Source organism: Streptomyces sp. NBC_01006 (assembly GCF_045162725.1).
Taxonomy (GTDB): domain Bacteria; phylum Actinomycetota; class Actinomycetes; order Streptomycetales; family Streptomycetaceae; genus Streptomyces.
In genome coordinates this window covers 4,092,744-4,118,767 of sequence record NZ_CP108700.1, presented here as the reverse complement: position 1 = coordinate 4,118,767, position 26,024 = coordinate 4,092,744, and the positions used below count along the sequence as shown (strand labels likewise).

At 71.2% G+C, this 26,024-nt stretch carries 24 protein-coding genes and 1 pseudogene; 8 read left to right on the top strand and 17 right to left on the bottom strand.

Translation table 11 applies throughout. The annotated features are described in order from the left end of the window. Positions 1-11: 11 nt before the first annotated feature. The 4 genes and pseudogenes from OG509_RS18830 to OG509_RS18815 all read right to left on the bottom strand — a co-directional run bounded on the left by OG509_RS18830 (position 12) and on the right by OG509_RS18815 (position 3,736). Positions 12-926: a MerR family transcriptional regulator gene (locus OG509_RS18830; RefSeq protein WP_385586701.1), complete on the bottom strand. Its 915-nt coding sequence runs from the start codon at positions 924-926 to the stop codon at positions 12-14. 10 nt (positions 927-936) lie between these two features. After that, a pseudogene (locus tag OG509_RS18825) lies at positions 937-1,071 on the bottom strand (metal-dependent hydrolase); the annotation flags it as partial. Positions 1,072-1,091: 20 nt separating this feature from the next. After that, positions 1,092-2,882 carry an SDR family oxidoreductase gene (locus OG509_RS18820; RefSeq protein ID WP_406183632.1) on the bottom strand — a complete coding sequence of 597 codons (1,791 nt, stop codon included), beginning with the start codon at positions 2,880-2,882 and terminating at the stop codon, positions 1,092-1,094. After that, a complete protein-coding gene (locus OG509_RS18815; protein ID WP_406183631.1) occupies positions 2,879-3,736 on the bottom strand; it encodes a M24 family metallopeptidase in 858 nt (285 codons plus the stop codon). The genes OG509_RS18820 and OG509_RS18815 overlap by 4 nt, the downstream gene beginning before the upstream one ends. A 263-nt stretch (positions 3,737-3,999) precedes the next feature. Here OG509_RS18815 and OG509_RS18810 point away from each other — a divergent pair, with 263 nt between their 5' ends. The 5 genes from OG509_RS18810 to OG509_RS18790 all read left to right on the top strand — a co-directional run bounded on the left by OG509_RS18810 (position 4,000) and on the right by OG509_RS18790 (position 8,256). After that, entirely contained in the window at positions 4,000-4,983 is a 984-nt protein-coding gene (locus OG509_RS18810) for an ABC transporter ATP-binding protein (RefSeq protein ID WP_406183630.1), read from the top strand. Then, positions 4,973-5,860, top strand: a complete 888-nt coding sequence (locus tag OG509_RS18805; protein WP_385586713.1) for an ABC transporter permease subunit — start codon at positions 4,973-4,975, stop codon at positions 5,858-5,860. The genes OG509_RS18810 and OG509_RS18805 overlap by 11 nt, the downstream gene beginning before the upstream one ends. Further along, positions 5,857-6,768 (top strand): ABC transporter ATP-binding protein, encoded by a 912-nt coding sequence (locus OG509_RS18800; protein WP_385586716.1) that lies wholly within the window; start codon positions 5,857-5,859, stop codon positions 6,766-6,768. The genes OG509_RS18805 and OG509_RS18800 overlap by 4 nt, the downstream gene beginning before the upstream one ends. A 14-nt stretch (positions 6,769-6,782) precedes the next feature. Then, the gene (locus OG509_RS18795; protein ID WP_030857813.1) at positions 6,783-7,502 is read left to right on the top strand and encodes an ABC transporter permease; all 720 of its coding nucleotides are present in this window, start codon (positions 6,783-6,785) and stop codon (positions 7,500-7,502) included. 85 nt (positions 7,503-7,587) lie between these two features. After that, positions 7,588-8,256 (top strand): rhomboid-like protein, encoded by a 669-nt coding sequence (locus tag OG509_RS18790; RefSeq protein WP_406183629.1) that lies wholly within the window; start codon positions 7,588-7,590, stop codon positions 8,254-8,256. A 142-nt stretch (positions 8,257-8,398) separates the two neighbouring features. Here OG509_RS18790 and OG509_RS18785 read toward each other — a convergent pair whose 3' ends face one another. The 9 genes from OG509_RS18785 to OG509_RS18745 form a co-directional block, all read right to left on the bottom strand. Continuing rightward, entirely contained in the window at positions 8,399-9,211 is an 813-nt protein-coding gene (locus OG509_RS18785) for an HAD family hydrolase (protein WP_406183628.1), read from the bottom strand. Then, the gene (gene serS / locus OG509_RS18780; RefSeq protein ID WP_053687894.1) at positions 9,208-10,485 is read right to left on the bottom strand and encodes a serine--tRNA ligase; all 1,278 of its coding nucleotides are present in this window, start codon (positions 10,483-10,485) and stop codon (positions 9,208-9,210) included. The genes OG509_RS18785 and serS overlap by 4 nt, the downstream gene beginning before the upstream one ends. Before the next feature lie 527 nt (positions 10,486-11,012). Further along, positions 11,013-11,948 (bottom strand): prephenate dehydratase, encoded by a 936-nt coding sequence (gene pheA / locus OG509_RS18775; RefSeq protein WP_030153292.1) that lies wholly within the window; start codon positions 11,946-11,948, stop codon positions 11,013-11,015. Positions 11,949-11,990: 42 nt separating this feature from the next. Beyond that, entirely contained in the window at positions 11,991-13,274 is a 1,284-nt protein-coding gene (gene efeB, locus OG509_RS18770; protein WP_406187622.1) for an iron uptake transporter deferrochelatase/peroxidase subunit, read from the bottom strand. After that, positions 13,271-15,253, bottom strand: coding sequence for a copper resistance CopC/CopD family protein (locus tag OG509_RS18765; protein ID WP_406183627.1), 1,983 nt, complete (start codon positions 15,251-15,253; stop codon positions 13,271-13,273). The genes efeB and OG509_RS18765 overlap by 4 nt, the downstream gene beginning before the upstream one ends. A gap of 22 nt (positions 15,254-15,275) precedes the next feature. Next, a complete protein-coding gene (locus OG509_RS18760) occupies positions 15,276-15,761 on the bottom strand; it encodes a copper chaperone PCu(A)C (RefSeq protein ID WP_406183626.1) in 486 nt (161 codons plus the stop codon). Continuing rightward, the gene (locus OG509_RS18755) at positions 15,758-16,411 is read right to left on the bottom strand and encodes an SCO family protein (RefSeq protein ID WP_406183625.1); all 654 of its coding nucleotides are present in this window, start codon (positions 16,409-16,411) and stop codon (positions 15,758-15,760) included. The genes OG509_RS18760 and OG509_RS18755 overlap by 4 nt, the downstream gene beginning before the upstream one ends. Before the next feature lie 107 nt (positions 16,412-16,518). After that, positions 16,519-17,226, bottom strand: a complete 708-nt coding sequence (locus OG509_RS18750; protein ID WP_387283524.1) for a YcnI family protein — start codon at positions 17,224-17,226, stop codon at positions 16,519-16,521. 109 nt (positions 17,227-17,335) lie between these two features. Beyond that, a complete protein-coding gene (locus OG509_RS18745) occupies positions 17,336-18,160 on the bottom strand; it encodes a hypothetical protein (protein WP_406183624.1) in 825 nt (274 codons plus the stop codon). A gap of 219 nt (positions 18,161-18,379) precedes the next feature. Between OG509_RS18745 and OG509_RS18740 the strand changes: the two genes are divergently transcribed. Further along, positions 18,380-18,871 carry an ATP-binding protein gene (locus OG509_RS18740; RefSeq protein ID WP_385586743.1) on the top strand — a complete coding sequence of 164 codons (492 nt, stop codon included), beginning with the start codon at positions 18,380-18,382 and terminating at the stop codon, positions 18,869-18,871. A 125-nt stretch (positions 18,872-18,996) separates the two neighbouring features. Here OG509_RS18740 and OG509_RS18735 read toward each other — a convergent pair whose 3' ends face one another. Both OG509_RS18735 and OG509_RS18730 read right to left on the bottom strand, forming a co-directional pair. Continuing rightward, positions 18,997-20,463: an aminopeptidase P family protein gene (locus tag OG509_RS18735; RefSeq protein ID WP_406183623.1), complete on the bottom strand. Its 1,467-nt coding sequence runs from the start codon at positions 20,461-20,463 to the stop codon at positions 18,997-18,999. A gap of 105 nt (positions 20,464-20,568) precedes the next feature. Then, entirely contained in the window at positions 20,569-22,218 is a 1,650-nt protein-coding gene (locus OG509_RS18730) for a PP2C family protein-serine/threonine phosphatase (RefSeq protein WP_406183622.1), read from the bottom strand. Positions 22,219-22,626: 408 nt separating this feature from the next. On the opposite strand from OG509_RS18730, the gene OG509_RS18725 reads away from it, so the two are divergent. Continuing rightward, entirely contained in the window at positions 22,627-23,325 is a 699-nt protein-coding gene (locus tag OG509_RS18725; RefSeq protein ID WP_406183621.1) for a bifunctional DNA primase/polymerase, read from the top strand. 114 nt (positions 23,326-23,439) lie between these two features. Next, on the top strand, positions 23,440-24,063 hold the full coding sequence (locus OG509_RS18720) for a hypothetical protein (protein ID WP_406183620.1): 624 nt from the start codon (positions 23,440-23,442) through the stop codon (positions 24,061-24,063). 181 nt (positions 24,064-24,244) lie between these two features. Here OG509_RS18720 and OG509_RS18715 read toward each other — a convergent pair whose 3' ends face one another. Next, positions 24,245-25,219, bottom strand: a complete 975-nt coding sequence (locus OG509_RS18715) for a DUF5926 family protein (RefSeq protein ID WP_406183619.1) — start codon at positions 25,217-25,219, stop codon at positions 24,245-24,247. Positions 25,220-25,390: 171 nt separating this feature from the next. Continuing rightward, complete coding sequence (locus OG509_RS18710; protein ID WP_406183618.1) at positions 25,391-25,993, bottom strand: ATP-binding protein; 603 nt, start codon at positions 25,991-25,993, stop codon at positions 25,391-25,393. Between the last annotated feature and the right edge of the window lie 31 nt (positions 25,994-26,024).

Here is a 26,024-nt window from a genome sequence, read left to right as displayed (position 1 = left end):
GCCGGCAGCCGTTACCCGCCGCCCCGGCGGGCCAGCTCGTTCATCGTCCGGGCCTGGAGCTCCCGCTCCGTCGCGGCCCGGACGAACTCCCCCACGTGCTCGGCGCCGACCAGATCCTGCACCGCCCGTACGGTCTCCGCCGGCAGGGCCACCGGCGCGGGTCCCGAGGGCTGCGGGGCTCCGGCCGCCCCCAGGTGGCGCTGCAGGTGCCGGGTGGCGAACAGCCGCATCGCCCGCGCCAGCTCGGCGTCCACCGTCTGCTGGGCCAGGGGGCGCAGTCTCCGTACCATCGTCGCCGCCTCCGCCGCGTCCGCGTCCGTCGGCGGGACCTCTCCGAGGTAGCGGGCGAAGACGTGCTCGGTGGTGAACTCCAGGAACCGCGAGGCGATGTGCTCCACCTGCCCGCGCAGCTCCCGCAGGTGCCCGGTGATCGCCGACAGCGGCACCCCGGCCGCGTACAGCTCGGCGGCCACGGTCAGCTCCTGCGGGGAGGGCACAAGGAACTCGTCCGGGCGCCCCGGGATCGCCTCCAGCACCCCCAGCTCGCACGCCTCGCCCACGGCGTCGTCATCGGGACGGCCGCCGAACCGCTCGTTCAGTTCGGCCCGGCTGATCCGGGCGGCCTCCTCGTCGGTCCACGGCCCGTGCACCTCGGCGACGAGCCCGAGCACCCCGCCGAGCCCGCGGCCGGCGTCCCAGGCCTCCAGCAGTTCCTTGATGGAGGCCAGGGTGTAGCCGCGGTCCAGCAGATCGGCGATCTGGCGCAGCCGCGCCAGATGCGTGTCCCGGTAGACGTTGGAGCGACCGCGCCGCTCAGGCTTCGGCAGCAGCCCACGGTCCTGGTACGCCCTGATCGTGCGCACCGTCGCCCCGCTGTGGTGCGCGAGATCCTCGATCCGGTACTCGGCCACCGCCTGTTCTGACAATCCCGGCTCCCTACGACATGGCGGCTCGGCCGACCGCGGCCGCCGCGGCCCGGGCGGCAGGCGAAGCCGCAAGGTACTCGACCGCCCTGCGCAGCGAGCCCTCCTGCGAGGGATGGTACGACCGCCGGAAGGAGCGGGATATGGCCGTGCGGGGCCCTGTCGCGCTCACAGCCGGGGCTCCAGTTTCGCGAGCCGCCGCAGGGCGCCCGGCGCGAACCGGGACATCCACAGCGCGCCCTTGGACTCCGGGGTCACCGGCACCACGGCCTCGTTGCGCACCACGGCCCGCACGATCGCCTCGGCGACCTTCTCCGGCGGGAAGTTGCGCAGTCCGTACAGCCGCGAGGAGCGCTCCTGGCGGCGCTTCTCCTCCGCCGCGTCCACCCCGGCGAAGCGCGAGGTTGCGGTGATGTTGGTGTTCACGATGCCGGGGCAGATCGCGGAGACCCCGATCGACTGCGAGGCGAGCTCGGCGCGCAGGCACTCGCTCAGCATCAGGACCGCGGCCTTCGAGGTGCTGTACGCGGGCAGTGTCTTGGAGGGCAGGTAGGCGGCGGCGGAGGCGGTGTTGACGATGTGCCCGCCCTGGCCGCGCTCGGCCATCTGCTTGCCGAAGATCCGGCAGCCGTGGATGACACCCCACAGGTTGACGTCAAGGACCTTCTTCCAGTCCTGCGAGGTGGTCTCCAGGAAGGGCCCAGACAGGCCGATCCCGGCGTTGTTGACCAGGACGTCCACGATGCCGTACTCGGCGGCGGTCTTCGCCGCGAGCTTCTCCATCGCCTGCTCGTCGCTGACGTCGACGCACTCGCCCCAGGCCTCGGGGGCTCCGACGAGCCGTGCCATGTCGGCCGTGCGGGCCGCGCCCTCCGCGTCCCGGTCCACGCACACCACCCGGGCCCCGGCCTCGGCGAACGCGAACGCGGTGGCCCGGCCGATGCCGCTGGCGGCGCCGGTGACCAGTACCAGCTGGCCGCCGAACCGATCGGCGTACTTGCCCGGAGCCTTCTGCTCCGGCGCCCGGGTGGCGGGCTCCTCCCGGGCGGTGACGAATTCCGTGATCCACGCGGCCAGCTGGTCGGGCCGGGTCCGCGGCACCCAGTGCTTGGCGGGCAGGGTGCGCCGCACGAGGTCGGGGGCCCACCGCTCCAGGTCGTCGTAGAGCCGCTCGGAGAGGAAGGCGTCCCCGGTCGGGGTGATCAGCTGGACGGGTACGTGCGCGTACGCGTCGGGACGCGGCCGGCGCAGCCGGGGCCGTACGTTGTCGCGGTAGAGCCAGGCTCCGTGCGCGGCGTCCGAGGGCAGCGAGGCCGTCGGGTAGGAGCCGGCCGGGACCTTCTCCACGCGCTCCAGCATCCGCGGCCACCGCTTGCCGAGCGGCCCGCGCCAGGCGAGCTCCGGCAGGACGGGGGTGTGCAGCATGTACACGTACCAGGACTTGGCGCCCTGGCCGAGGAGCTGCGCGGCCCGGCGCGGGGTGGGCCGGGTCATCCGCTTCTTGATCCAGTGCCCGAAGTGGTCCAGGGAGGGGCCCGACATCGAGGTGAAGGAGGCGATCCGGCCCTCCGTACGGGCGACCGTCGCGAACTCCCAGCCCTGTACGGAGCCCCAGTCGTGGCCGACCAGGTGCACCGGGCGGTCCGGGCTGACCGCGTCCGCCACCGCCAGGAAGTCGTCGGTCAGCTTCTCCAGGGTGAAGCCGCCGCGCAGGGGTACCGGCGCCGTGGAGCGCCCGTGGCCGCGTATGTCGTAGAGCACCACGTGGAAGCGGGACGCCAGCCGCTCCGCGACCTCCGACCAGACCTCCTTGCTGTCCGGGTACCCGTGCACGAGCACCACGGTCGGCCGGTCCGCCTCGCCGAGCTCGACGACGCACAGCTCGATGCCGCCGGTGCTCACCCGGCGCTCGCGCGCCCCCGTGAGCCCCGGCCCCTTGCTCCCGCTCATGCCGCTCATGCTGCCTTCTCCTCGGCCCAGCGCCGCACGTGCGGCAGATCGTCGTCCAGCCAGAACGCGCTCTCCCCGGGGTCCCGCGAGTCGGTGACGACGAGGATCTCCTCGAATTTCGCGCCGGTGCCCCGGAACCCCAGGTGCGGTTCCACCGCCCACAGCCCGGGCTGCGGCGGGTGGTCGGAGAAGCGGTACGGGCTCCACAGCGGGGACCAGCCCTCGCGGTGTCCGTGCAGGGCGTCGGAGGCCAGCCCCTTGAGGGACTGCGTCCCGAACCCGAAGGCGGTCGGGGACCAGCGCCGCTCCCTGACCCGGTCTATCTTGTGGGCGATCACGCCGAAGGGGTAGGCGCGGTGCCGGTTGGCATACCCCTGGCGGATCATCAGCCGATCGACGTTCTCGTAGATCTCGCGCAGCGGGCGGCGCTCGCGGACCTGCTCCAGGATCAGCTCGCGGTGCACCCGCAGATCGGACATGAGCCGGTCCTGCACGGGGTTCAGCCCGAGGCTGCCCGAGTAACCGATGTCGGCCGCGTACCCCTTGTACACGGGCGCCATGTCGAGGATGAACGGCATCCCCGGCTCCAGCTTCCGGTTCGTCGGGAAGAACTGGAGCGGGATCTTGAAGTTCGCGAAGGCGGTGCGGTCCCCGAACCACGCGAACGGCAGGTGGAACCAGTCCCGCACCCCGCGCTCGCGCAGCCATTCGCGCTGCATCCGCGCCGCCTCGCGCTCGGTCACCCCAGGCCGCAGCTGCGCCGCGACGGTCTCCGCGCACTCGTACGAGAGGCGTTGCACTTCCCTGAACCCGCGCAGGTACGGCGAGAGTTGCGCGGTGCGTTGCCTGGTGTCCGCAGCCATGACAGCCGTCCGTCCGTAGAGCCGTACGCGCTACGCGCCCGTAACTTGACACTGATGAATGTGACAATGACCGGAGATCACGTCAAGGGTCGTGCACGGACCTGTGGACAACTTGTCCGATCCACCGCGTACGGTCCGCTTCGTCGGGCCTCTATGACCGGTCCGCATCAGCCTTTCGTCAGGGTGTGTAGTCCTGAAGGCGGAGACGGGATGACGCTCCAGGTCTGACGATCGGCGCGGTCCGCGCCACTAACGTCGAAGCCGTGACTGTCATCGCGACCGAAAGCCTGAGCAAGCGGTACCCCCGAGTGACCGCAATCGACCGGCTCTCCCTGGACATCGGGCCCGGAGTGACCGGCCTCGTGGGTGCCAACGGAGCCGGCAAGTCCACGCTGATCAAGATCCTGCTTGGACTGTCCCCCGCCACCGAGGGCCGCGCCGCCGTGCTCGGACTCGATGTCGCCACCCATGGCAGCGCCATCCGCGAACGCGTCGGCTACATGCCCGAGCACGACTGCCTGCCGCCCGACGTCTCGGCTACCGAGTTCGTCGTGCACATGGCGCGCATGTCCGGGCTCCCGCCGACCGCCGCCCGCGAGCGGACCGCCGACACCCTGCGCCACGTGGGCCTGTACGAGGAGCGCTACCGCCCCATCGGCGGCTACTCCACGGGCATGAAGCAGCGGGTCAAGCTGGCCCAGGCGCTCGTCCACGACCCCCAGCTGGTCCTGCTCGACGAGCCCACCAACGGCCTCGACCCCGTCGGCCGCGACGAGATGCTCGGCCTGATCCGCCGGGTCTACACGGACTTCGGCATCTCCGTCCTGGTCACCTCCCACCTCCTCGGCGAGCTGGAGCGGACCTGCGACCACGTCGTGGTCGTCGACGGCGGCAAGCTGCTGCGCTCCAGCTCCACCAGCGACTTCACGCAGATCACCACGACCCTCGCGGTCGAGGTCACCGACACCGACACCTACCCGGACGGCACCGCCGCCCTGCGCAAGGCGCTCGCCGAAGCCGGCCTGACCCTGCACGCGGGCGAGGAGCAGGGCCTGCCCGGAGCCGGCCACATCCTGCTTCTGGAAGCCACCGGCGAGCAGACCTACGACATCGTGCGCGACACCGTCGCAGACCTCGGCCTCGGCCTGGTCCGCATGGAGCAGCGCCGCCACCACATCGCGGAGGTCTTCCGCGACAACGACCAGCAGCAGCTCGTCCGGAAGGGAGCCGGTTCCGATGGCGCCTGACACCTCGACCCAGATCCACAACATCGGCTACCGGTCCTACGAGGGAGCCCGGCTCGGCCGCGCCTACGCCCGCAAGTCGCTGTTCTCGCAGTCCCTGCGCGGCGCCTACGGACTGGGCAGGTCCGCCAAGTCCAAGGTCCTGCCGATGCTCCTCTTCGCGGTGATGTGCGTCCCCGCGCTGATCATCGTCGCGGTCGCCATCGCGGTGCCCGGCTCCACCAGCCTGCCGATCAAGTACACGACGTACGCCCTGACCACCCAGGTGATCATCGGCCTCTACCTCGCCTCGCAGGCACCGCAGTCGGTCTCCCGTGACCTGCGCTTCAAGACCGTGCCGCTCTACTTCTCGCGGCCCATCGAGCGCGTCGACTACGTCCTCGCCAAGTTCGCGGCGATGGCCTCGGCGCTGTTCATCCTCACCGCCACCCCGCTGCTGATCATGTGGATCGGCTCGCTGCTGGCCAAATTCGACTTCGCGGACCAGACCAAGGGGTTCGCCCAAGGACTGGTCTCCGTGCTGCTGCTCTCGGTGCTGTTCGCCGGCCTCGGTCTGATCATGGCCGCGCTCACCCCGCGCCGCGGCTTCGGCGTCGCCGCCATCATCGCCCTGCTCCTGATCCCCTACGGCGCGGTGACCGCCGTCCAGGGCATCGCGTACAACACCGGGTCGACCGGTGCCATCGAGTGGATGGGCCTGTTCTCCCCGATCACCCTGATCGACGGCGTGCAGACGGCCTTCCTCGGCGCCACCTCCGCGTTCCCCGGCGGAGACGGCCCCTCGGCCGGCGTCGGCTTCGTCTACCTGCTCGTCGTCCTCGCCCTCATCGCCGGCTCCTACGCCGCCCTGATGGCCCGCTACCGGAAGGCCGGGCTGTGACCACCATCGACATCGACCACACCTCCCGCTGGTTCGGGAACGTCGTCGCCGTCAACGACGTGACCATGCACGTCGGCCCCGGCGTCACCGGACTCCTGGGACCCAACGGCGCGGGGAAGTCCACCCTCATCAACATGATGGGCGGCTTCCTCGCCCCCTCCACGGGCACCGTCACCCTCGACGGCGCACCGATCTGGCAGAACGAGCAGGTCTACAAGCAGATCGGCGTCGTGCCGGAGCGCGAGGCCATGTACGACTTCCTCACCGGCCGGGAGTTCGTCGTCGCCAACGCCGAGCTCCACGGCCTCGACGACGCGGCCGCCCAGCGGGCGCTCGCCACCGTCGAGATGGAGTACGCCCAGGACCGCAAGATCTCCACCTACTCCAAGGGCATGCGGCAGCGCGTGAAGATGGCCTCGGCCCTCGTCCACGACCCGTCCGTGCTGCTCCTCGACGAGCCGTTCAACGGCATGGACCCGCGCCAGCGCATGCAGCTCATGGAGCTGCTGCGGCGCATGGGCGACGACGGCCGCACCGTGCTCTTCTCCTCCCACATCCTGGAGGAGGTCGAACAGCTCGCCTCCCACATCGAGGTGGTCGTCGCCGGACGGCACGCCGCCTCCGGAGACTTCCGCAAGATCCGCCGCCTGATGACGGACCGCCCGCACCGCTACGTGGTCCGCTCCTCCGACGACCGGGCCCTCGCCGCGGCCCTGATCGCCGACCCCTCCACCGCGGGCATCGAGGTCGACCTCAAGGAAGGCGCCCTGCGCATCCAGGCCGTCGACTTCGGCCGCTTCACCGAGCTGTTGCCACAGGTCGCCCGTGCGCACGGCATCCGGCTGCTGACGGTCTCGCCCTCCGACGAGTCCCTCGAGTCGGTCTTCTCCTACCTCGTCGCGGCCTGAAGGAGCTGGCACCCATGTACAACCCCACCGTCGCCCGGCTCACCTACCGCGCGCTGCTCGGCCGCCGCCGCGCTCTGATCCTCTGCGGGCTGCCCGTCCTGCTGATCGTCATCTCCATCGCCGTCCGCGCCTTCACCGGCCTGGACGACAAGGTCGCCGCCGACCTGCTGGGCGGCTTCGCCCTCGCCACCATGGTTCCGCTGATCGGCGTCATCGCCGGCACCGGTGCCATCGGCCCCGAGATCGACGACGGCTCGATCGTCTACCTGCTCTCCAAGCCGGTGAAGCGCCCGACGATCATCATGACCAAGCTGATCGTCGCCATCGGCGTCACGATGGCCTTCTCGGCCATCCCGACCCTGATCGCCGGGTTCATCCTCAACGGCAACGGCCAGCAGATCGCCGTCGCGTACACCGTCGCGGCCCTCGTCGCCTCGATCGCCTACAGCGCCCTGTTCCTGCTGCTGGGCACCGTCAGCCGGCACGCGGTCGTCTTCGGCCTGGTCTACGCCCTGATCTGGGAGTCGCTCTTCGGCAGCCTGGTCTCCGGCGCGAAGACCCTCAGCGTCCAGCAGTGGGCCCTGGCCCTCGCCGAGAAGGTCGCCGGCGAAGGCTACGTCGACGCCACCGTCGGCCTGCCCACCGCGGTGATCCTGCTCTGCGTGGTCACCGTGGGCGCCACCGTCTACGCCGGCCAGAAGCTGCGCCGCCTCACCCTGGCGGGCGAGGAGTAGACCCCGGCCGTACGGGCTTCACGCCCGGTGCCCCGCCCGGCCCACAGGCCGGGCGGGGCACCGTCGTACGGGGCAAAATCAGGGCATGGTCGAGCACGTCGAGCCCGAGCCGTCCAGGCCCGTACGGTCCTGGATACGCTCCTCGCCGGGTACGCACATATGGCTGCTGCTCCTCGCCGTCACGAGCATCATCGTCGTGATCGCGCCCGACCACCTCGAACACGTCCTGCTCCACCGTCACAGCAGCAACATCCACGAACTCACCCGGCACCCCGTGCGGGCCCTGCTCTCCAGCGCCTTCTGGATCGAGAACCCGGCCTCGCTCGCCCTGTACGCCGTCCTCTTCGAGCTCTTCCACGCGCCAGTGGAACGCTGGCTCGGCACCCTGCGCTGGCTCGCCATCGTCGCGACCGCCCACATCACGGCCACCCTGGTCAGCCAGAAGATGGTCCTGATGGCCATTCAGGACCACCGGGCCCCGCACAGCATGGTCCACGTCGTCGACGTCGGCGTCAGCTATGGCCTCGCGGCCTCGATCGGGGTCCTCACGTACCGGCTCCCGAACCCGCTGCGCTGGCTCTACCTCGCCGGTGTCGTCGCCTTCTTCGGGCTGCCGCTCCTCACCGGAGGCACCTTCACCGACTTCGGGCACGCCATCTCGCTCTCCGTCGGCCTGCTCGCCTGGCCACTCACCCGCCACCCGCACCCCAGGCATGTTTCACGTGAAACAGAGCACCGGGCCGACGACGGCTGACCCGCGGAAATTGACTGGTACGGGACCTGCGCCCCGGGCAGAGTGAGTCGTGCGGGGAGCAACAAAAAGGTCCGGAGCAGCCACTTCGAGCGCGCCTCACGGCGCGGGCTGTTCCGGACCTTCCCCGTTCCCGGGCGGGCCGTCAGGCGGCGCCCAGCAGTCGCTCCAGCACCACCGCGATGCCGTCCTCCTCGTTGGAGGTCGTCACCTCGTCGGCCACCGCCTTGAGCTCCGCGTGGGCATTGGCCATGGCCACCCCGTGGGCCGCCCAGCCGAACATCGGGATGTCGTTGGGCATGTCGCCGAAGGCGATCGTCTCCGCCGCCTTCACACCCAGCCGGCGCGCGGCCAGCGACAGGCCGGTGGCCTTCGTCAGCCCGAGCGGCAGGATCTCCACTATCCCCGGACCGGCCATGACGATGTCGACCAGGGAGCCCACGGTCTCCCGGGCCACCTTGACCAGCGCGTCGTCGCCGAGCTCCGGGTGCTGGATGTACAGCTTGTTCAGCGGAGCCGTCCACACCTCCGCGGTGTCCGCCAGGTAGACGGCCGGCAGGCCCTCCTGCACCTGGTAGCCGGGGCCGAACAGCACGTCGCCGTCCACCCCGTCCCGGCTGGCCGCGAGCGCCAGCGGACCCACCTCGGCCTCGAGCTTCGACAGCGCCAGACCGGCCAGCTGCCGGTCCAGCGTCACCGAGGTCAGCAGCCGGTGCGCCCCCGCGTCGTAGAGCTGCGCGCCCTGCCCGCACACCGCGATCCCCTTGTAGCCGAGATCGTCCAGCACGCCCCGGGTCCAGGGCACGGCCCGGCCGGTGACGATGATGTGCGCCGCGCCCGCCGCGGTGGCCGCGGCGAGCGCTTCACGGGTGCGTTCCGAGACGGTGTCGTCGCCACGCAGCAGCGTGCCGTCGAGATCGGTCGCGACGAGCTTGTACGGGAACGGGGCCGGACTCACTTGGCGATCGGCTCCAGGACCTCGCGGCCGCCCAGGTACGGGCGGAGCGCCACCGGCACGCGCACGGAACCGTCGGCCTGCTGGTGGTTCTCCAGGATCGCCACGATCGTGCGCGGTACGGCGCACAGCGTGCCGTTCAGCGTCGAGAGCGGAGCGGTCTTCTTGCCGTCGCGGTAGCGGATCGACAGGCGGCGGGCCTGGAAGCCGTTGCAGTTCGAGGCCGAGGTCAGCTCGCGGTACTTGCCCTGCGTCGGAATCCACGCCTCGCAGTCGAATTTGCGCGAGGCGGAGGCGCCCAGGTCACCGGTGGCGACGTCGATCACCTGGAAGGGCAGCTCCAGGCTGGTCAACCACTGCTTCTCCCACTCCAGGAGGCGCTGGTGCTCGGCCTCGGCGTCCTCCGGCGCGACGTACGAGAACATCTCGACCTTGTCGAACTGGTGGACGCGGAAGATGCCGCGGGTGTCCTTGCCGTACGTACCGGCCTCGCGGCGGAAGCACGGCGAGAAGCCGGCGTACCGCAGCGGCAGCTTGTCGGCGTCGATGATCTCGTCCATGTGGTACGCGGCGAGCGGGACCTCGGAGGTGCCGACCAGGTAGTAGTCGTCCTTCTCCAGGTGGTACACGTTCTCCGCGGCCTGGCCGAGGAAGCCGGTGCCCTCCATGGCGCGCGGGCGGACCAGCGCCGGGGTGAGCATGGGGATGAAGCCGGCCTCGGTGGCCTGGGCGATCGCCGCGTTGACCAGGGCGAGTTCCAGCAGGGCGCCGACACCGGTCAGGTAGTAGAAGCGCGAGCCCGACACCTTGGCGCCGCGCTCGACGTCGATGGCGCCCAGCGACTCGCCGAGCTCCAGGTGGTCCTTGGGCTCGAAGCCCTCGGCGCCGAAGTCGCGGATCGTGCCGTGCGTCTCGAGGACGGTGAAGTCCTCCTCGCCGCCGACCGGGACGTCCTCGTGGACGATGTTGCCCAGCTGGAGCAGCAGCCGCTTGGCGGCCTCGTCTGCCTCGTTCTGCTCGGCCTCGGCGGCCTTGACGTCCGTCTTGAGCTGTTCGGCCTTCTTCAGCAGCTCTGCCCGCTCCTCCGGGGAGGCCTTGGGGATGAGCTTGCCGAGCGACTTCTGCTCATTGCGCAGTTCGTCGAAGCGCATTCCGGAGGACCTGCGACGCTCGTCGGCGGAGAGCAGTGCGTCGACGAGGTCGACGTCCTCTCCACGGGCGCGCTGCGAGGCACGGACACGGTCAGGGTCTTCACGGAGCAGCCGGAGGTCAATCACCCCTCCAGGCTACCGGGCTGGGCTTCCTGGGCTCACACCGATATCACGCTGCGTGTCGCTATGTCCCAATTGTGGAGAATGGAAAACCTGGAACCCGCTGGCTGGAAGTGACCCTTCCGGGGTGGTCAATAAAAGCGGCCCATTCCCTGAAAAGGGGCACAGGTGCGGTATCCGGGCAGCCTCTGAGCAGGGCGGGAAGGCCTCCCTTGTCCACAGAAATTGTCCACCGCGGGGACTTGTCCACAGGCTGTGTGCCGGATCTGTGGACACGGAAATAGATCAATCCCCACCCGCTGCCCGTCGGGGCGATTCAGGGTTCAAACCACCCTCACACACTCATTCGGGTGGGAATGGCTCGCTCCAAAGAGTTGATCGGCGATGCGGGGGTGACGCCGTTCACCTTCCGCTCCCCAGCGCGAAACCTGGGTGCCCCGACCGATTTGTCGACCTTGTCGCGTCGTGATGTCGACTAGTCCACAGGTCCCCATCTCTGCCTGTGGATAACTCTGTGGACAGTGGATGAAGGGCTACGCCCGGCCGTCGAGGCAGCGCGTCAGCCAGTCGGAAGCGGCCATGAAGTCCCCGTCGGAGGTTCCGGGCCGCGGAGCGCGCACATCACCCTGAGCGACACCGGCGCGCGGATAGGAGCCGAGGAAGCGGACCTGGGGGCAGGTGCGCTTGAGCCCCATGAGCGCCTCGCTGACCCGGCGGTCGGAGATGTGGCCCTCGGCGTCGACCGCGAAGCAGTAGTTGCCGATGCCCTCGCCCGTCGGCCGGGACTGGATCAGCATCAGGTTGACCCCGCGGACGGCGAACTCCTGGAGCAGCTCCAGCAGTGCACCGGGGTGGTCGTCGCCGAGCCACAGCACGACGGAGGTTTTGTCGGCGCCGGTCGGCGCGGCCGGCCGGGCGGGCCGACCGACGAGCACGAACCGGGTCTCGGCGTTCTCCGCGTCGTGGATCTCGGTGACCAGCGGGACGAGCCCGTACGTGGCGGCCGCGAACTCGCCCGCGAAGGCGGCGTCGAAGCGGCCCTCCTGGACCAGCCGGGCCCCGTCTGCGTTGGAGGCGGCCGACTCCCACACCGCGTCGGGCAGGTTCGCCCGCAGCCAGTTGCGCACCTGGGGCTGGGCGACCGGGTGCCCGGTGACGGTCTTGACGTCCGACAGCTTGGTCCCGGGCCGCACCAGCAGCGCGAACGCGATGGGCAGCAGCACCTCGCGGTAGATCATCAGCGGTTCGCCGGAGGCCAGCTCGTCCAGGGTGGAGGTGACCCCGCCCTCCACCGAGTTCTCGATCGGCACCAGGGCGGCCGCGGCCTCCCCGTTGCGTACGGCGTCCAGGGCGGCCGGGACCGACACCATCGGGACGAGCTCCCGGGTCGCGGCTTCCGGCAGTGTGCGGAGGGCGGCTTCGGTGAAGGTGCCCTCGGGACCGAGATAGGTGAAGCGGGTGGCCGACATGTGATCAGCCTAATGCCGGGTCCCCGACCGCCGGGCTGCTGTTCATCCTTCGAGCAGCCGCTGCCCCACGTACTCCCCGTCGCGGGGGCCGGGCGGAACCGCGTACAGCCCGCTGGACTCGTGCCGGATGAACGCCGACAGGGCGTCCCCCCGGTCCAGCTTGCGCTGGACGGGGACGAAGCCGCGCAGCGGATCGGCCTGCCAGCAGATGAAGAGGAGCCCCGCGTCCGGGGTGCCGTCGGCGGCGATCCCGTCGTGGAAGGAGAACGGGCGCCGGAGCATGGCCGCCCCGCCGTTCTGCTCGGGGGCGGAGATCCGGGCGTGCGCGTTGGACGGGATGACGGGCTTGCCGTCGGGGCCGATCTTGTCGAGGGCCATCTTGGTGGTCTCGGTGCCGCCGGTGAGGGGCGCGCCGGTGGCCTTCGTACGGCCTATGACCTGCTCCTGCTGGGCCAGGGACTGCTTGTCCCAGTCGTCGAGGAGCATCCGGATGCGCCGGACTACGGCGTACGAGCCCCCACCCATCCAGGCCTGCTCGGCGGGCCCGGGGCCGGCGGCGGGGACGAAGATCCGCTTGTCGAAGTCGGGCTGCGCGGGCTTCGGGTTGCCGGTGCCGTCGATCTGGCCCATGAGGTTGCGGGCGGTCATAGGTGCGGCGGTGGCGCCGGGGGACCGGTTGAAGCCGTTCATCTGCCAGCGGACCCGGGCGGCCTCCCCGGCCTCCTTCTGGAGGGCGCGCAGGGCGTGGAAGGCGACGAGCCCGTCGTCGGCGCCGATCTGGACCCACAGGTCGCCGTTGCTGCGTTGGGCGTCGAGCCGGTCGGCGGAGAAGTCGGGCAGCGGGTCGAGCGCGGTGGGGCGGCGGGCGGCGAGCCCGGTGCGCTCGAAGAAGGAGTGGCCGAAGCCGAAGGTGATGGTGAGGGAGGACGGCCCGGCGTCGAGGGCGATACCGGAGTCCTCGCCCGAGGCGGGCTTGCCCGCCATCAGCAGGCGGGCGGTGTCGGACCAGCGCCGCATCAGGGCGGCGGCCTCCTTGCGGCCGGCCCCGGGAGCCAGGTCGAAGGCGAGGACGTGGCCCTTGGCCTGCAGCGGGGTGGTGATGCCGGCCTGGTGCTCGCCCTGGAAGGCGACGTGGGTGGCGCCCAGGGAGGAGAGGCTCCCGGCGGACCCGGAGGCGCCGGGAGGGGAGTCGTCGAATGCGGAGTGCACGAGGGCACCGCCGGTGGCGCCGAGCGCGAGCCCGGCGGCGCCCGCGGCGCCGACGGTGCCCAGCAGCCGGCGCCGGGAGATCTCGATGTCGGGGTTGCTCTCGGTCACGCTGGTCAGCCGATCTTCACGTTCTTCTGCACGGTCGTCTGGTCGATGTCGGAGGTACGGACGGTCACGTCGAGCCGCCATTCCCCGGCCAGCGGCAGCTGGACGCCGGACGCGCTCCAGTGTCCGGGGGCCGCGCGCTCCGGAAGGAGCGGCAGGGGGCCGATGTCCTTGGCGGGGAGGGTGAAGGCGACCTTGATCTCCGGGATGTCGAGAGGCTGCCCCTCGGGGTCGTCGACCCAGACGTGGAGGGAGTTGGCGCCGACCCGGCCCGGGTCGAACTCGATCCGGACCGATCCCTTGCCGTTCTGGCCGCCGGTGTCGAACGGCAGAGTGATCTTGATGGCGCGGTTGGGGACGGCGGTGGCCGCGGAGTCCCGCCCGCTCGCCTGCTCGGCGGTCCGGCCGGGTTCGGTGCTGGTGAGGACGGTGGTCACGGCGAGAAGGGCGACGGCGACCCCGGCCTCGGCGAGGACGGAGCGTCGCAGCCCCGCCCGGGCCGGATCGGCGTCGCGGACCTGCTTCTCACGGGCGTTCTCCCGGGCGGCTCGCTGCCGGGCGAGCTGGGCGGCCCGCTTGGGGTCCGCGGGTACGGTGACCGAGGCCGGCGATGTTTCACGTGAAACATCGCGTTGCCGGGCGATCTTGGCCGGTTTCCCGGCGGGGGCATCGGTGAGCCGTGCGGTCCACGAGCGGGAGACGTAAGCGACGGCGACGAGGACGGCGACGAGCCCGACCTTCAGCAGCAGGAGCTGTCCGTAGCTGGTACCGGTGAGGGCCGACCAGCTGCCGATCTGGCGCCAGGACTGGTAGACGCCCGTGACGGCGAGGACCAGGACGCTGACGAACGCCACCCGCGAGAACCGCTGGACCGCCTCGCGCTCGATGCCGGGGACCTTGTGGAGGGCGACGAGCAGCGCGGTGAGTCCGCCGAGCCAGGCGGCGACGGCCAGCAGGTGCAGGATGTCGGCGGGCATGGCGATACCGGGCTGGATGCCGGTCGAGGCGTGCTCGGACAGGGCCCAGGTGGCGGCGATGCCGCCGGCCACGACGGTCCCGCCGATGCCGAGGCCGAAGAGCAGGTCGTTGGCCTCCTTGTCCGCCCCCGGCTCCTTGTCCGCCCCGCGGTCCTTCTCCTTGCCCTTGCGCTTGTCCGTCTCCCCGGCCTCGGCGGTCCTGCGGGCATAGGCGCCGAACAGCACGGCGATGAACAGCGCGGCGGCGCCGAGGAGCAGCAGGCGGGAGACGAGGGAGGCGCCGGTCTTGGTCTCCAGGACCGCCTTCAGACCATCGAGGTCCAGCGCATCGGCGAACTTCCCCGACCCCGTGTACGGGGTGCGGAGCACCAGCATCACGAGAGTGGCGGCGGTGAGCGTGACCCACGCGCGCACGATGAGCTTCTGCAGCGGGCGCTGCGCTGCGCCGCGCCGCCAGCACAGCAGGATGAAGGCCGCGCCGCCGACGAGGACGGTGAAACCGGCGTAGGCGGCGTAGCGCGCGATGTCGTACGCGATGCCGACCGGTCCGCCGCCCGCCTTCGCGGTGGGCAGGGCCACGCTGGTCGCCGAGGGGGCGCCGATGGAGAAGGTGAAGGCGCCGGAGACGGGGTGGCTGTCGGCGGATACGGCCTGCCAGGCGACCGTGTAAGTGCCGTCCGGCAGCCCGGAGTGCAGCGCGGTGCCGTAGCGGATGGTGGTTCCGCTGCACATGTCGCGCAGTTCGCCGGTGTCCACCCGCCTGCCCTGCGGGTCCATGACGCGGATGGAGTCGTCGCCCATGGCGACCTGCTCCGAGAAGGAGAGGGTGACCTGGGCGGGGGCCGTCGCGACCACCGCCCCGTCCTTGGGGTCGCTCGCGGTGAGTGCGGCGTGTGCCGAGGCCGGGCCGGCCGCGGTGAACAGGGCCGCCAGCAGGGCTGCGAGGACCAGCGCGAGCCGCGGCAGGAGTGCCGGGGCCCGGACGCGGGCCGGGGAGGGGGCGATGGCCGTCATGGCGTGTCAGTACCTCGGTCCGTCAGTGGGCGCTGGTGTTCTGGGCGTTGTACGTCCGCTCCTTGACGTCCAGCTCGACCTTGACCGGGTCGGCCTTCTCGAAGCGCAGCTCGACGGTGACCTTGTCGCCGACCTTCGGCGTGCTCTTCAGCCCCATGAGCATGACGTGGCTGCCGCCGCGCTCCAGCCGGAGCTCACCGTTGGCAGGCACGTCCATGGCCGCGACCTGCTGCATCTTCTGGTCCTTGGTCTCGTGGATCTGCAGATCGTCGGAGATCGGGCTGGTGACGGCCGTGAGCTTGTCGGCCGTCTTGGACTCGTTCTTGATGACCATGAACGCGCCGGCCATCTGGTCGTTCACGGGCTCCGGCATGAAGGCGCCGCTGACCGTCATCTTCGGCTTGTCCGCGCCGGCCTTGGCGTCGGAATCCGAGGAGCAGCCCGATATGGCGAGCGCTGCCGTCAGGGAGAGCGCGGCGGCGAGGGTGCGGGTGGTGCGGGTGTTCACGGGTTCTCTCCCTTGGCGATCTTCGGCAGGTCCTTGGTGTAGTCGTCGACGGTGGTGCCTTCGCCGTAGAGGAGGTATCCCTCGTCGGTCTTGGGCGAGAACGCGATGACCTGGGCGCCGTGCATGGAGACGACGGTGCCGTCGGCCTCCTTCTTCGGTGCCTCGATACCGATGCCGAGCTTGCGCGCGGCTGCCTGGATGGTGGCGAAGTCCCCGGTCAGTCCGGTGAAGGACGGGTCCTGGGCCTTGAGCCACGCGCCGAGGGAGTCGGGGGTGTCCCGTTCGGGGTCGGTGGTGACGAACACGACCTGGAGGTTGTCCTGGTCGGCCTTTGGCAGTGCCTTCTTGGCGACGGCGATGTTGCTCACCGTCAGGGGGCACACGTCGGGGCAGTGGGTGTAGCCGAAGTAGATGAGCGTCGGCTTGCCCTTGGTCTGTTCGCGCAGGTTCCACGGCTTGCCGCTGGTGTCCGTCAGGACCAGCTCCGGCTTGTCGAAGGGGCGGTCGAGGACCGTGGCCTTGCCGGCCTTGGTCTGGCCGCCGGCGATCTGGGTGACCGTGTTCGGCTTGGCGGTCTCACCGCCGCAGGCGGTGAGGGTGAGCGCGGCCGCCGCCACGAGGGCGGAGATCGTCACACGAGTGGTGCGCATGGAGAGATGTCCCTGGGATCGGGGATGCGGTGCGGGCGGGCCGGCCTCGAAGGAGGGCCGGCTGCGCGCGTTCTGGACAAGGGGATACGGCCTGCGGCCGTTCCGGGTCAGGAGGCGCGGCGACGCGAGGCGACACCGAAGGCGACACCGCCGAGGCCGACGACGATGCCCGCGACGCCGAGGGCCCGCGCGGTCGTGTCGGAGGTGCTCTTGGCGGCCTCGTCGTGGGCCTTGTCGTCCTTCGCCGCAGCGGCGTTCTTGTCGTCGTGGTGGTCGTCGGCGGCCTTGGCCGCGGTCAGCTTCAGGACGGGAGCCGGGTTCTGCGGCTCCGCCGCGCCCGCCTTGGTCTCCTCGATCCAGCGGACGACCTCGTTGTTGTCGTACGTCTGGATCGCCTTGAAGACCATCTGGTCGGCGTTGTCGGGCAGCTTGCCGACGGAGACCGGGAACTGCTGGAACTTGCCGGGCTCGATCTTGCCGCCGCTCCAGGTCACCTTGGTGACGACCTCGTTGACCTGCTTGCCGTGCACGGTCAGCGGCTTGTCGAGCTTGGTCTTCTCGACGTTGGAGGTCCAGCCGGGAATCTCCTGCGGCATGACGGACGTCAGCGGCTGGTCGACGGGGAAGTTGACTTCCAGCTGCGTGGTCGAGGCGTTGTCGCGCTCGTTGGGAACCTTGAAGTTGAGCGTCGCGTAACCACCCTTGGCGGCTTCGCCGATGGGCTGCACGCCGACGTGCGCGAAGGCGGTGCCGGACAGGACGAGGACGGCGCCGGCGGCAACGGCGGCGGCGAAGGAGACGCGAGAGGTCTTCATGGCGGAAACACTCCACAGAGGCAGGGGTGACGGTGGCTCCGCGTGCGGGTGCGCGCGGAGTTCGCGGCACCGGTGCTTCCGCCGGTTGCTCCGGGGAGGGGGTGCCGCGTCAGGCTGCGAGGGCGAGCGCCGTACGGGGCGGCCCGCGCCTGATCACCGTGTGCTGGAGTGCGTCCCGGCCGGTGTGCGCGGCGGGTTCGGCAGCGGTACGGACGACCCGCGGGGCACCGGCGGGCGTGCCCGCGAGCCCGGAGCCGAGGGCCCGTACGAAGGCCAGCGCGGCCCGCAGCGGACGTACCGGATCGGCTTCGGCGGAGCTGCGGGACAGCTCCACGAGCCGGAACAGGGCGGCGTCGCCGCGCCCCAGCAGCCAGCCCGCGGCCAGCGCGGCCAGCAGGTGCCCGACGAGCATGCCGGTGCTGAACAGGCCGGTGGCGGGCGCCGCGGCGGCCTGCGCGAGATGCGCGTGGCCGGCATGGGCCGTTGCCGCTCCCTGCGCCGCGGCCTGGGCGGCCATGGCGGCCGGATCCAGTCCGGCGGTCTCCAGGATCTGCCGGGCGTCGGCCGGGCTCAGCGGTACGGAGTTGCCCCCGCAGACCAGCCGGGCGGCGAGCGCCGCGAGCGAGGTGTCCGCGGGGGCGGGTGCCTGGGCCGCGGCGGCGCTGTGCTGGCCGAGGCCGAACACCGCGTGCAGCCCGAGCTGTCCGAAGGCGAGCCCGGCGGCGATGCCGGGCAGCGAGCGCCGGCGGCCCGCCAGCGGGGCGGCGACCGCGAACACGGCGAGGAAGGCGATGACGAGGGCCCACCAGGGCACCGCGGCGCAGGACGCCAGGGCGTGCCCGGCCGCGGACAGCACGACGCAGACCGCGGTGAACACCGCGGCCCGGATCAGCCGGAGGCCGGCTCCGGCGGGCGTCGCGTGGGGGACAGTCATGGCCGGGCCATCATCGCACTGCCCTCACAGCGTCCATACGGCAGGTCCGGAAGGTCGTGAGTGCCCCTGTACGAGGGCTTCACCTCGGGCGTCCCGGCCCGGGCGGAGGCCCGTACGCCGCCGCATACACCGCTGCTTCGGAGTGCCGCATCGGCCGAATGAGGGCTGCGGCGGCCGCCGGGGGCTTACGCCCCGCCGCGGGCGGCAATACGTAACCGTATGAGCATCTGGTGGTCTCTCCACTTGAGGCGCGAAGCCGCGAGCGTGCCGCTCGCCAGGCGATTGCTGCTGGGGACGATGGAGACCGCGGGGGTGGATCCGGACATCTCCTTCGATCTCTCGGTGGCACTGAGCGAGGCCTGCGCGAACGCGGTGGAGCACGGCGGTCCGGCGGCCGAAGCCGGTGCCGGCGCGGAATCCGTCCCGGAGGCGTGCGCGGCGTACCGCGTCACGGCGTACCTGGACGGGGACTGCTGCCGCATCGAGGTGACCGATTCGGGCCCGGGTTTCCCGGCGGCGACGGTCTCGGGGCGCAGACCCCCGCCGGCCGGCCCCTCCGAACCCTCGGAGAGCGAGCACGGCCGGGGCCTGTGGCTGATCGCGGAGCTCGCCGACCACGTCAGATTCCGCAACCGGCCGGGCCAGGGCGCGGTGGTCAGCTTCGACAAGATCCTGAAATGGCGTGAGGGAGCGCTGCTGAAGGTGTCGTAGCGGCGGAGGGGCTCCCGGATACGCCGATGGACGGGACTCGCGTACGAGATCCCGCCCATCGGAGGCGAACTCAGGGCCGGCCCGGAAGCCGGCCCGGAAGCCGGCTGTGAAGGACCGGCAGGGCGTCAGCCCTTGAGGCGCGCCATCCACGCCTCGACCTCGGCCGACGCCCGGGGCAGCCCGGCCGACAGGTTCCGGTTGCCGTCCTCGGTGACCAGGATGTCGTCCTCGATCCGGACGCCGATGCCCCGGTACTCCTCGGGAACGGTCAGGTCGTCGGCCTGGAAGTACAGACCGGGCTCGACGGTGAGGCACATGCCCGGCTCCAGCGTGCCGTCGACGTACGCCTCGGTGCGCGCGGCGGCGCAGTCGTGGACGTCCATGCCGAGCATGTGGCCGGTGCCGTGCAGGGTCCAGCGGCGCTGCAGGCCGAGCTCCAGGACGCGCTCGACCGGGCCCTCCAGCAGGCCCCACTCCACGAGCTTCTCGGCGAGCACGTGCTGCGAGGCGTCGTGGAAGTCGCGGAACTTGGCACCCGGCTTGACGGCGGCGATGCCGGCTTCCTGGGACTCGTACACCGCGTCGTAGATCTTGCGCTGGATGTCGGTGTACGTGCCGTTGATCGGCAGCGTGCGCGTGACGTCGGCGGTGTAGAGGGAGTGGGTCTCCACACCGGCGTCGAGCAGCAGCAGGTCGCCCGAGCGGACGTCGCCGTCGTTGCGGACCCAGTGCAGGGTGCAGGCGTGCGGGCCGGCGGCGCAGATGGATCCGTAGCCGACGTCGTTGCCCTCGACGCGGGCGCGCAGGAAGAAGGTGCCCTCGATGTAGCGCTCGGACGTGGCCTCGGCCTTGTCCAGGACCTTCACGACGTCCTCGAAGCCACGGACGGTGGAGTCGACGGCCTTCTGGAGCTCGCCGATCTCGAACTCGTCCTTCACGGCGCGGGCCTCGGAGAGGTAGACGCGCAGCTCCTCGTCGCGCTCCTTGGTGACCTTGTCGGTCAGGGCCGTCTCGATGAGGGAGTCGTGGCCGCGGACGCCCCGGACCGGGCCCTCGGCCTCGGCCAGCTCGTCGGCGAGCTTGCGCACGTCCCGGGCCGGGATGCCCAGCAGCTGCTCGGCCTCGGTGAGGGAGTGGCGGCGGCCGACCCACAGCTCGCCCTGGCCGGACAGCCAGAACTCGCCGTTCTCGCGGTCGGAGCGGGGCAGCAGGTAGATGGTGGCGGTGTGGCCGGTCTCGCCCGAGGGCTCGAGGACCAGTACGCCGTTCTCGGTCTGGTCGCCGGTCAGGTACGCGTACTCGGTCGAGGCGCGGAAGGGGTACTCGGTGTCGTTCGAGCGCGTCTTGAGGCGGCCCGCGGGCACGACCAGACGCTCGCCGGGGAAGCGTGCGGACAGCGCGGCGCGGCGGGCGGCGGTGTGCGCGGCCTGGGCGATCGGCTCCAGCCCGTGCAGCTCGGTGTCGGCCCAGCCCGTGCGCATGCTCTCCGCGAGTTCGTCGCTGACGCCCGGGTACAGCCCGTTCTTGCGCTGCTTGTGCTTCTTCTGGGGCTGCTCTTCTTCCGGGGTCTCCGGGGTGAGCTCGTCAGCCACGTCTTCTCCTCAGCTACGACACGTACGACAGCTACTACAGGACCGGGTACGGACCGTATCCATCGTATGTGCGAGGGGAAGACGCCCGGCAGCGGGTGTGATGAATCAGTCAAAACGGGCAGCGAGCAGGACGATGTCCTCCACTCCGTCCTCCGTGGCGGCCATCGCGGCGGTGGTGGCGGACACGGCGGAAGCCTCCGGGGCGGGGGTCCGGCCGACCGGTGCGACTGCGGGATCGTCCGAGGGCAGCACCGTCCGCAGGATGTGGTCACAGATGGCCGCCGGGTCGTCCCGGATGCTCCGGGGCACCCCCGCGGCGGCGGCGTGCAGCCGTGCGTAGGCCCGGTCCATGGGGTCGCCGGTCCGCCGCAGCAGCCCGTCGGTGTACAGCAGCACCGTTTCTCCAGGTGCAGGTTCGATCTCCACGCTCGGCGCCTCCCAGCACGACAGCATCCCGAGCGGCGCGGAGAGCGTGGTCTCCACGTACTCTGTGCGGTGCTCGCCGATGAGCAGCGGCGGGGCGTGACCGGCCCCGGCCAGAATGATCTTCCTCCCCTGGCTGCCCGCGTGCGAGGTCCCTGCGGGTTCGCAGTACGCGAAGAGCGCCGTCGCGCAGCGCGCGGGTTCGGTCAGACGCAGCAGCAGTTCCAGGTCGGACAGGACCGCCACGGGGTCCTCCCCCTCCATGACGGCGTACGCGCGCAGCGATGCCCGCAGCCGTCCCATGGCGGCGACGGCGCTGGGCCCCGCGCCCGTGACGGAGCCGACGGCCAGCCCCAGGGCGCCCTCGGGCAGCGGCAGCGCGTCGTACCAGTCACCGCCGCCGAGCGGTCCGGTGTGGTGGCGGGCCGCGAGCTGGACCCCGGGGATCCGGGGGAGCCGGCTGGGCAGCAGCTCCTCGGCGACCGTGGCCAGGCGGCTGCGGGACCGCTCCACCTCCAGCATCCGGGCCAGGTGCTCGGCGGCGTGCCGGACGTAGAGCCCCGCGAGATCGCGCTGGCGTTCGCTCGGCTCGGCCTGCTCGTCGTAGAGCCAGACGGCCGCGCCGAGCCGGCCGGTGGCCTCGGCGGTCAGCGGCAGCGCGTAGCTCGCGGCATAGCCGAGCCGGGCGGCGACCTCGCGGTGGCGGGGGTCGACCGGGGTGCCGTACCCGCCCGGGCCGGGGGCGGCGTCGGGTTCGGGCTCGGGTTCGGGGAGCACCTCGGAGCCGCCCCGGGCGTCGGGGAGTCCGTCGAGGATCCGGCCGTACGAGGTTGCGGCGCGCGGGATGGTCTCGATGTGCCCGAGGTCCGCGCGGCCGAGGCCGAGGCCGATCGTGGTCGTCGGGCCGAGGCCGTCGGAGGGCTCCAGGACGATCAGGCCGCGGCGGGCGCCGACGAGTACGGCTCCGGCGCGCAGGAACTCCTGGAGGGAGGAGTCGAGATCACTGGCGCGGGCGAGGCGCTCGGTGAGCTCGTGGAGGGTGGTCAGGTCGGAGACCATCCCCGCCAGCCGGTCCTGGATCAGCGTGCTCGGTCCGGGTACCGCTGCCGCAGCCGGTGCGGGGGCGGTTCGGGCGGGCGTGGGCGCCGCAGTTTGCGGGGCCGCGGTAACTGCTGGATCGATTCCAGCCACTTTCGGCAGATGCGGGGCGCTCATGGCGTCCGCCTTTCCACCTGGTGCGATTCGCCATATAGCATCGCAAACCCCCAGATCGTGCTGCGCCGCCATCAATGAATCCACATCTACACGCACACGAGGATCGATGTCCAGCATTGCCCAGGTGGGAATCCTGGTGTCCGTGGGACGGCAACTCACTGTCCAGCCAAGGCTAGAACTTGGCTGGAAAAAGCCGGAAGCGGACGGTTTTTGCGATCGACTGGTCGGGCGCCGGAGTGGCTTCGGGTACCTAATCGGTGGTGCCCGGGGAGAGTTGGCGCAGCCCGGCGGTCGCCGGGAACCGCTCGGCGCGGTCCGTCGTCCTTAGCGGCGGCAGCCGGTCTCGGCATCGGCGCGGGTCGCGTTCCGCCCCCGCCGGACGTTTCATGGACCCGTAAGAAAACTGCACGAACCGTGTGAACCTGCTTCAAGGCGGACAGTGACGCGAAACGTGTACGTGTGGTGAAACACCGGTTACATGGTGTGATGTGGCCCTCGGCGTTCAACGGAAAGGAACGAGCGCTCATGCGCGAGATCCTCGGAAGGCGTCTCCAGCGGCTCCGCAATCGCTTGAAAACCCTTCGCTCCACCCCCGGGCAGAGCGGTGATCCGGCCCTCCTCGACGCGGCGCTCACCTGCGCCACCGACTGGCAGTGGCCGGTGCTGCCCGGCGTCGGCCGTTCCGGCGCCGACAGCAACCGGTGCGCCTGCCCCGACCCCGACTGCGTCGTTCCCGGCGCGCACCCCTTCGACCCCGGGCTGCTCGCGGCCACCACCGACCCCCGGATGGTGTCCTGGTGGTGGACCAACCGGCCCACCGCTCCCGTACTGCTGGCCACCGGCGGGTCCGCACCCTGTGCCGTGAGCCTGCCGGCCAACGCGGCCGCGCGGGCCGTCGTACGGCTGGACGCGCAGGGGATGCGGCTCGGCCCGATCGTGGCCACGCCCACCCGTTGGGCGCTGCTGGTCGCGCCCTACTCGCTGGAGCGGCTCGGCGAACTCCTGTACGCCAAGGACCATGTGCCCTCCGCGCTGCGCTTCCACGGCGAGGGCGGCTACCTGTTGCTCCCACCCTCCCCCGCCTCCGGCGGCGGGCAGGTGCGGTGGGAGCGCGACCCCGCGGACGCCGACGGCCTCTGGCTGCCGGAGGTCGAGGCGGTCGTGCACGCGCTGGTCGAGGCGAGCAGCGGGGCCTCTGGCGGCGGCAGCCGACTCGCGTACTGATCCGGTGCTCCGGGCACCCGCCGATCACTCGTTCGGGTGTCAGCGCGACGCGTTTACAAGGGAATTGGGCGCGGGGATCTCCGCGCCCCATTCCGGGATCGCTATCTTCGCCGAATGAATCTCCGCTTGATCGGTATCAGCGCCGGTGTGCTGATCATCTTGTCGCTCCCGCTGGCGGGAGCGATCGCCGGACCGGATTTCGCCGGTCAGGATGACGGAAAAGGCGGTGGGCTGCTCTCCTCGCTCGGACTGACCGATCCGGAGGGCGGATCGCGTACGCCGAAACCTGCCGCCGGGTCCGCGCGGCAGGCCGAGCCGCCGCGGGCCGGGGAGCCGCAGGCGGGGCAGCCGCACGCGCAGCAGCCGCGGCCCGGCCCGTCCGCGCAGCCCCGTACGGATTCCCGGTGCGGACCCGAACTCTCTTCCCCGCAAGGCCTGGAGGCGCAGACCTGCGTCCTGGCGGGCGAGGGCCGGACCTGGGGCCGCAGCTACTACCGCAACACCAGCGGGCGCGCACTGGACGCTGTTCTGACGGTGATGGGGCCCGCGGGGCGCACGGTGCAGATCCGCTGCGCGGTCGGGGCCGGCGACGAGCCGGGGCTGTGCGAGACGCCGCGTGAGGACTCTGCAGGGGCGCCGGACGCCTACTCGGCAGTTGCGGAGTTTGCAGTTCCGGATGATGAAGGCCAGCTGCTGCTGAGGTCCGGGAGCAACTCACCGGCACCGGCCGACGGTTGAGCGACGGCGGAAAAGCAAGGGCCCGGTCGCTGGCGACGGGGGATGCACCAGCGACCGGGCTACAAGAACGGTAACAAGAGATCGCCTGTTCGCAAATTCGATCTCTGATATTCAGACACCGATTTGCAGGCGATTAGCGGGAGTTGTGACCCCAGTCACCGGCCCTGCGGGTGCTCGGCGGTCAGCTGAGCGTGACCTGGCGGTTGGTCAGTCCGCCGCGCGCCCGGCGCTCATCCGCGGTCAGCGGGGCGTCCGCGGCCAGGGCCGTGGCCAGCCGCTCCGCGAACTCCGCCGCGGGCTTCTCCACGTCGTCGGCGGTCACTCCGGTGGGCAGGTCCCAGACGGGGACCATCAGACCGTGCGCCCGGAACGAACCGACCAGTCGGGTGCCTTCGCCGAGCGAGGAGGTGCCCGCGGCGTGCAGCCGCGCGAGGGCGTCGAGCAGCTTCTCCTCGGGGTGCGGCATGACCCAGCGCAGGTGGTTCTTGTCCGGGGTCTCGCACCAGTAGGCCGCGTCCACGCCGGCCAGCTTGACGGTGGGGATGGCGGCGGCGTTGGCCCGCTCAAGGGAGGCAGCGATCTCCGGGGAGGCGTTCTGCGCGCTCTCCGCATCCGGAATCCAGAATTCGAAGCCGCTGTGCACAACCGGCTCGAAAACGCCGTCCGTGTCCAAGAGATCCTGAAGTCGCGGACCCTCGGCGGGAACGCGCCGGGCCGCGACCGGCGTACCCGGTTCGGCGACGAGCGCGCGCTCCAGGGTGTCGGCCATGTCCCGGGCGAGGTCCCCGGTGGTCGAGTCGTTCTGGAGGCCGAGCAGGACGGACCCGTCCTCGCGGCGCAGCGCCGGCCAGGCCATCGGCAGTACGGTCACCAGCGTGACGGACGGGACGCCCTCGGGCAGGCCACCCTTGAGCGTGAGCGGGATGGTCGCCGCGGGCACGAGCTCGCGCAGCGCCACCCAGTCGCACTCGCCGGGCAGGCCCTCGAAGGGGCGCGCCACGTGCTCGGTGACGGCGTGTGCGGCGGCTGCGCCGTGGCAGGCCTTGTAACGGCGCCCGGATCCGCAGGGGCAGGGCTCGCGTGCGCCCACCACCGGGATCTCCCCGTTCTTGAGCTGCGGCTTTGCAGTCTTCGCTGCGGGGCGCTTCTTGGCCATCGTGGGTGTCTCCCGGTTGCGGCGGTACGGCGTTGTGTCTCGGCGCGAGCCTAGCCGTTCGTACCGCCGCAACCGGGAGGGTGCGGCCGGGAGCACGGTCGGCGTGCGCTCCCGGCGGCCGCTCGTTCGGATGGCCGGTGTTGCGGTCGGGGATCCGGGTCAGGGATCCGGTCACGGATGGAGGTCGTCGAAGGCCGTGCTGAAGTCGATCGCCGGGGGCGCAACGCGCGTAGCGAAATCCTCGTGCCGGGCCCCGCACGCAACCGTCACCCATACGGTGACCTCGCCTGCCGCACCGTCCCGGACACCCCAGTCCTGGGCGAGGGCGCTGATGATGTTCAGCCCCCGGCCGCCGCGCGCGGTGACCGAGGGCGTGGCCGGAACCGGGCGGGTGGGACCGCCCCCGTCCGTGACCTCGACCGTCAGCCGCCCCGCCTTGTCGATGCGCCACGCGGCGCGTATCTCCCCGTCCCCGATCTCCCCGGCGCCCAGTGGTCTGCCGTGCCGGCAGGCGTTGCTGAGCAGTTCGGAAAGGATCAGGACGGCGTCGTCCACGACCGATTCGGACACCCCGCTCATACGCAATTGCTCACGCATGCGGCGTCTTGCCTCACCCACGCCCGCAGGACCATGGCATACGTCCATGCGCGAAGACGTGGGCACCTCCTGTGCCACCACCAACGCCACCCCCGGAACCTCCTTAGCCCCACGCCATGGTCTGGATGCCCCAATGGCCTGGACCGGAAACCGACCAGGCGGAGGCCCCTGACGCATTCATGTCGGTCGATTGCGGAGCGGATGCGCC

What these genes read in the sequence shown, in the direction of transcription:
- OG509_RS18745 (WP_406183624.1), bottom strand. Translation starts at nt 18,160, where the DNA reads ATGACTGTCCCCCACGCGACGCCCGCCGGAGCCGGCCTCCGGCTGATC.
- OG509_RS18750 (WP_387283524.1), bottom strand. Translation starts at nt 17,226, where the DNA reads ATGAAGACCTCTCGCGTCTCCTTCGCCGCCGCCGTTGCCGCCGGCGCC.
- OG509_RS18795 (WP_030857813.1), top strand. Translation starts at nt 6,783, where the DNA reads ATGTACAACCCCACCGTCGCCCGGCTCACCTACCGCGCGCTGCTCGGC.
- OG509_RS18820 (WP_406183632.1), bottom strand. Translation starts at nt 2,882, where the DNA reads ATGAGCGGCATGAGCGGGAGCAAGGGGCCGGGGCTCACGGGGGCGCGC.
- OG509_RS18730 (WP_406183622.1), bottom strand. Translation starts at nt 22,218, where the DNA reads ATGCTGGACATCGATCCTCGTGTGCGTGTAGATGTGGATTCATTGATG.
- pheA (WP_030153292.1), bottom strand. Translation starts at nt 11,948, where the DNA reads ATGTCGGCCACCCGCTTCACCTATCTCGGTCCCGAGGGCACCTTCACC.
- OG509_RS18710 (WP_406183618.1), bottom strand. Translation starts at nt 25,993, where the DNA reads ATGCGTCAGGGGCCTCCGCCTGGTCGGTTTCCGGTCCAGGCCATTGGG.
- OG509_RS18805 (WP_385586713.1), top strand. Translation starts at nt 4,973, where the DNA reads ATGGCGCCTGACACCTCGACCCAGATCCACAACATCGGCTACCGGTCC.
- OG509_RS18815 (WP_406183631.1), bottom strand. Translation starts at nt 3,736, where the DNA reads ATGGCTGCGGACACCAGGCAACGCACCGCGCAACTCTCGCCGTACCTG.
- OG509_RS18790 (WP_406183629.1), top strand. Translation starts at nt 7,588, where the DNA reads ATGGTCGAGCACGTCGAGCCCGAGCCGTCCAGGCCCGTACGGTCCTGG.
- OG509_RS18755 (WP_406183625.1), bottom strand. Translation starts at nt 16,411, where the DNA reads ATGCGCACCACTCGTGTGACGATCTCCGCCCTCGTGGCGGCGGCCGCG.
- OG509_RS18720 (WP_406183620.1), top strand. Translation starts at nt 23,440, where the DNA reads ATGAATCTCCGCTTGATCGGTATCAGCGCCGGTGTGCTGATCATCTTG.
- OG509_RS18740 (WP_385586743.1), top strand. Translation starts at nt 18,380, where the DNA reads ATGAGCATCTGGTGGTCTCTCCACTTGAGGCGCGAAGCCGCGAGCGTG.
- OG509_RS18715 (WP_406183619.1), bottom strand. Translation starts at nt 25,219, where the DNA reads ATGGCCAAGAAGCGCCCCGCAGCGAAGACTGCAAAGCCGCAGCTCAAG.
- OG509_RS18765 (WP_406183627.1), bottom strand. Translation starts at nt 15,253, where the DNA reads ATGACGGCCATCGCCCCCTCCCCGGCCCGCGTCCGGGCCCCGGCACTC.
- OG509_RS18725 (WP_406183621.1), top strand. Translation starts at nt 22,627, where the DNA reads ATGCGCGAGATCCTCGGAAGGCGTCTCCAGCGGCTCCGCAATCGCTTG.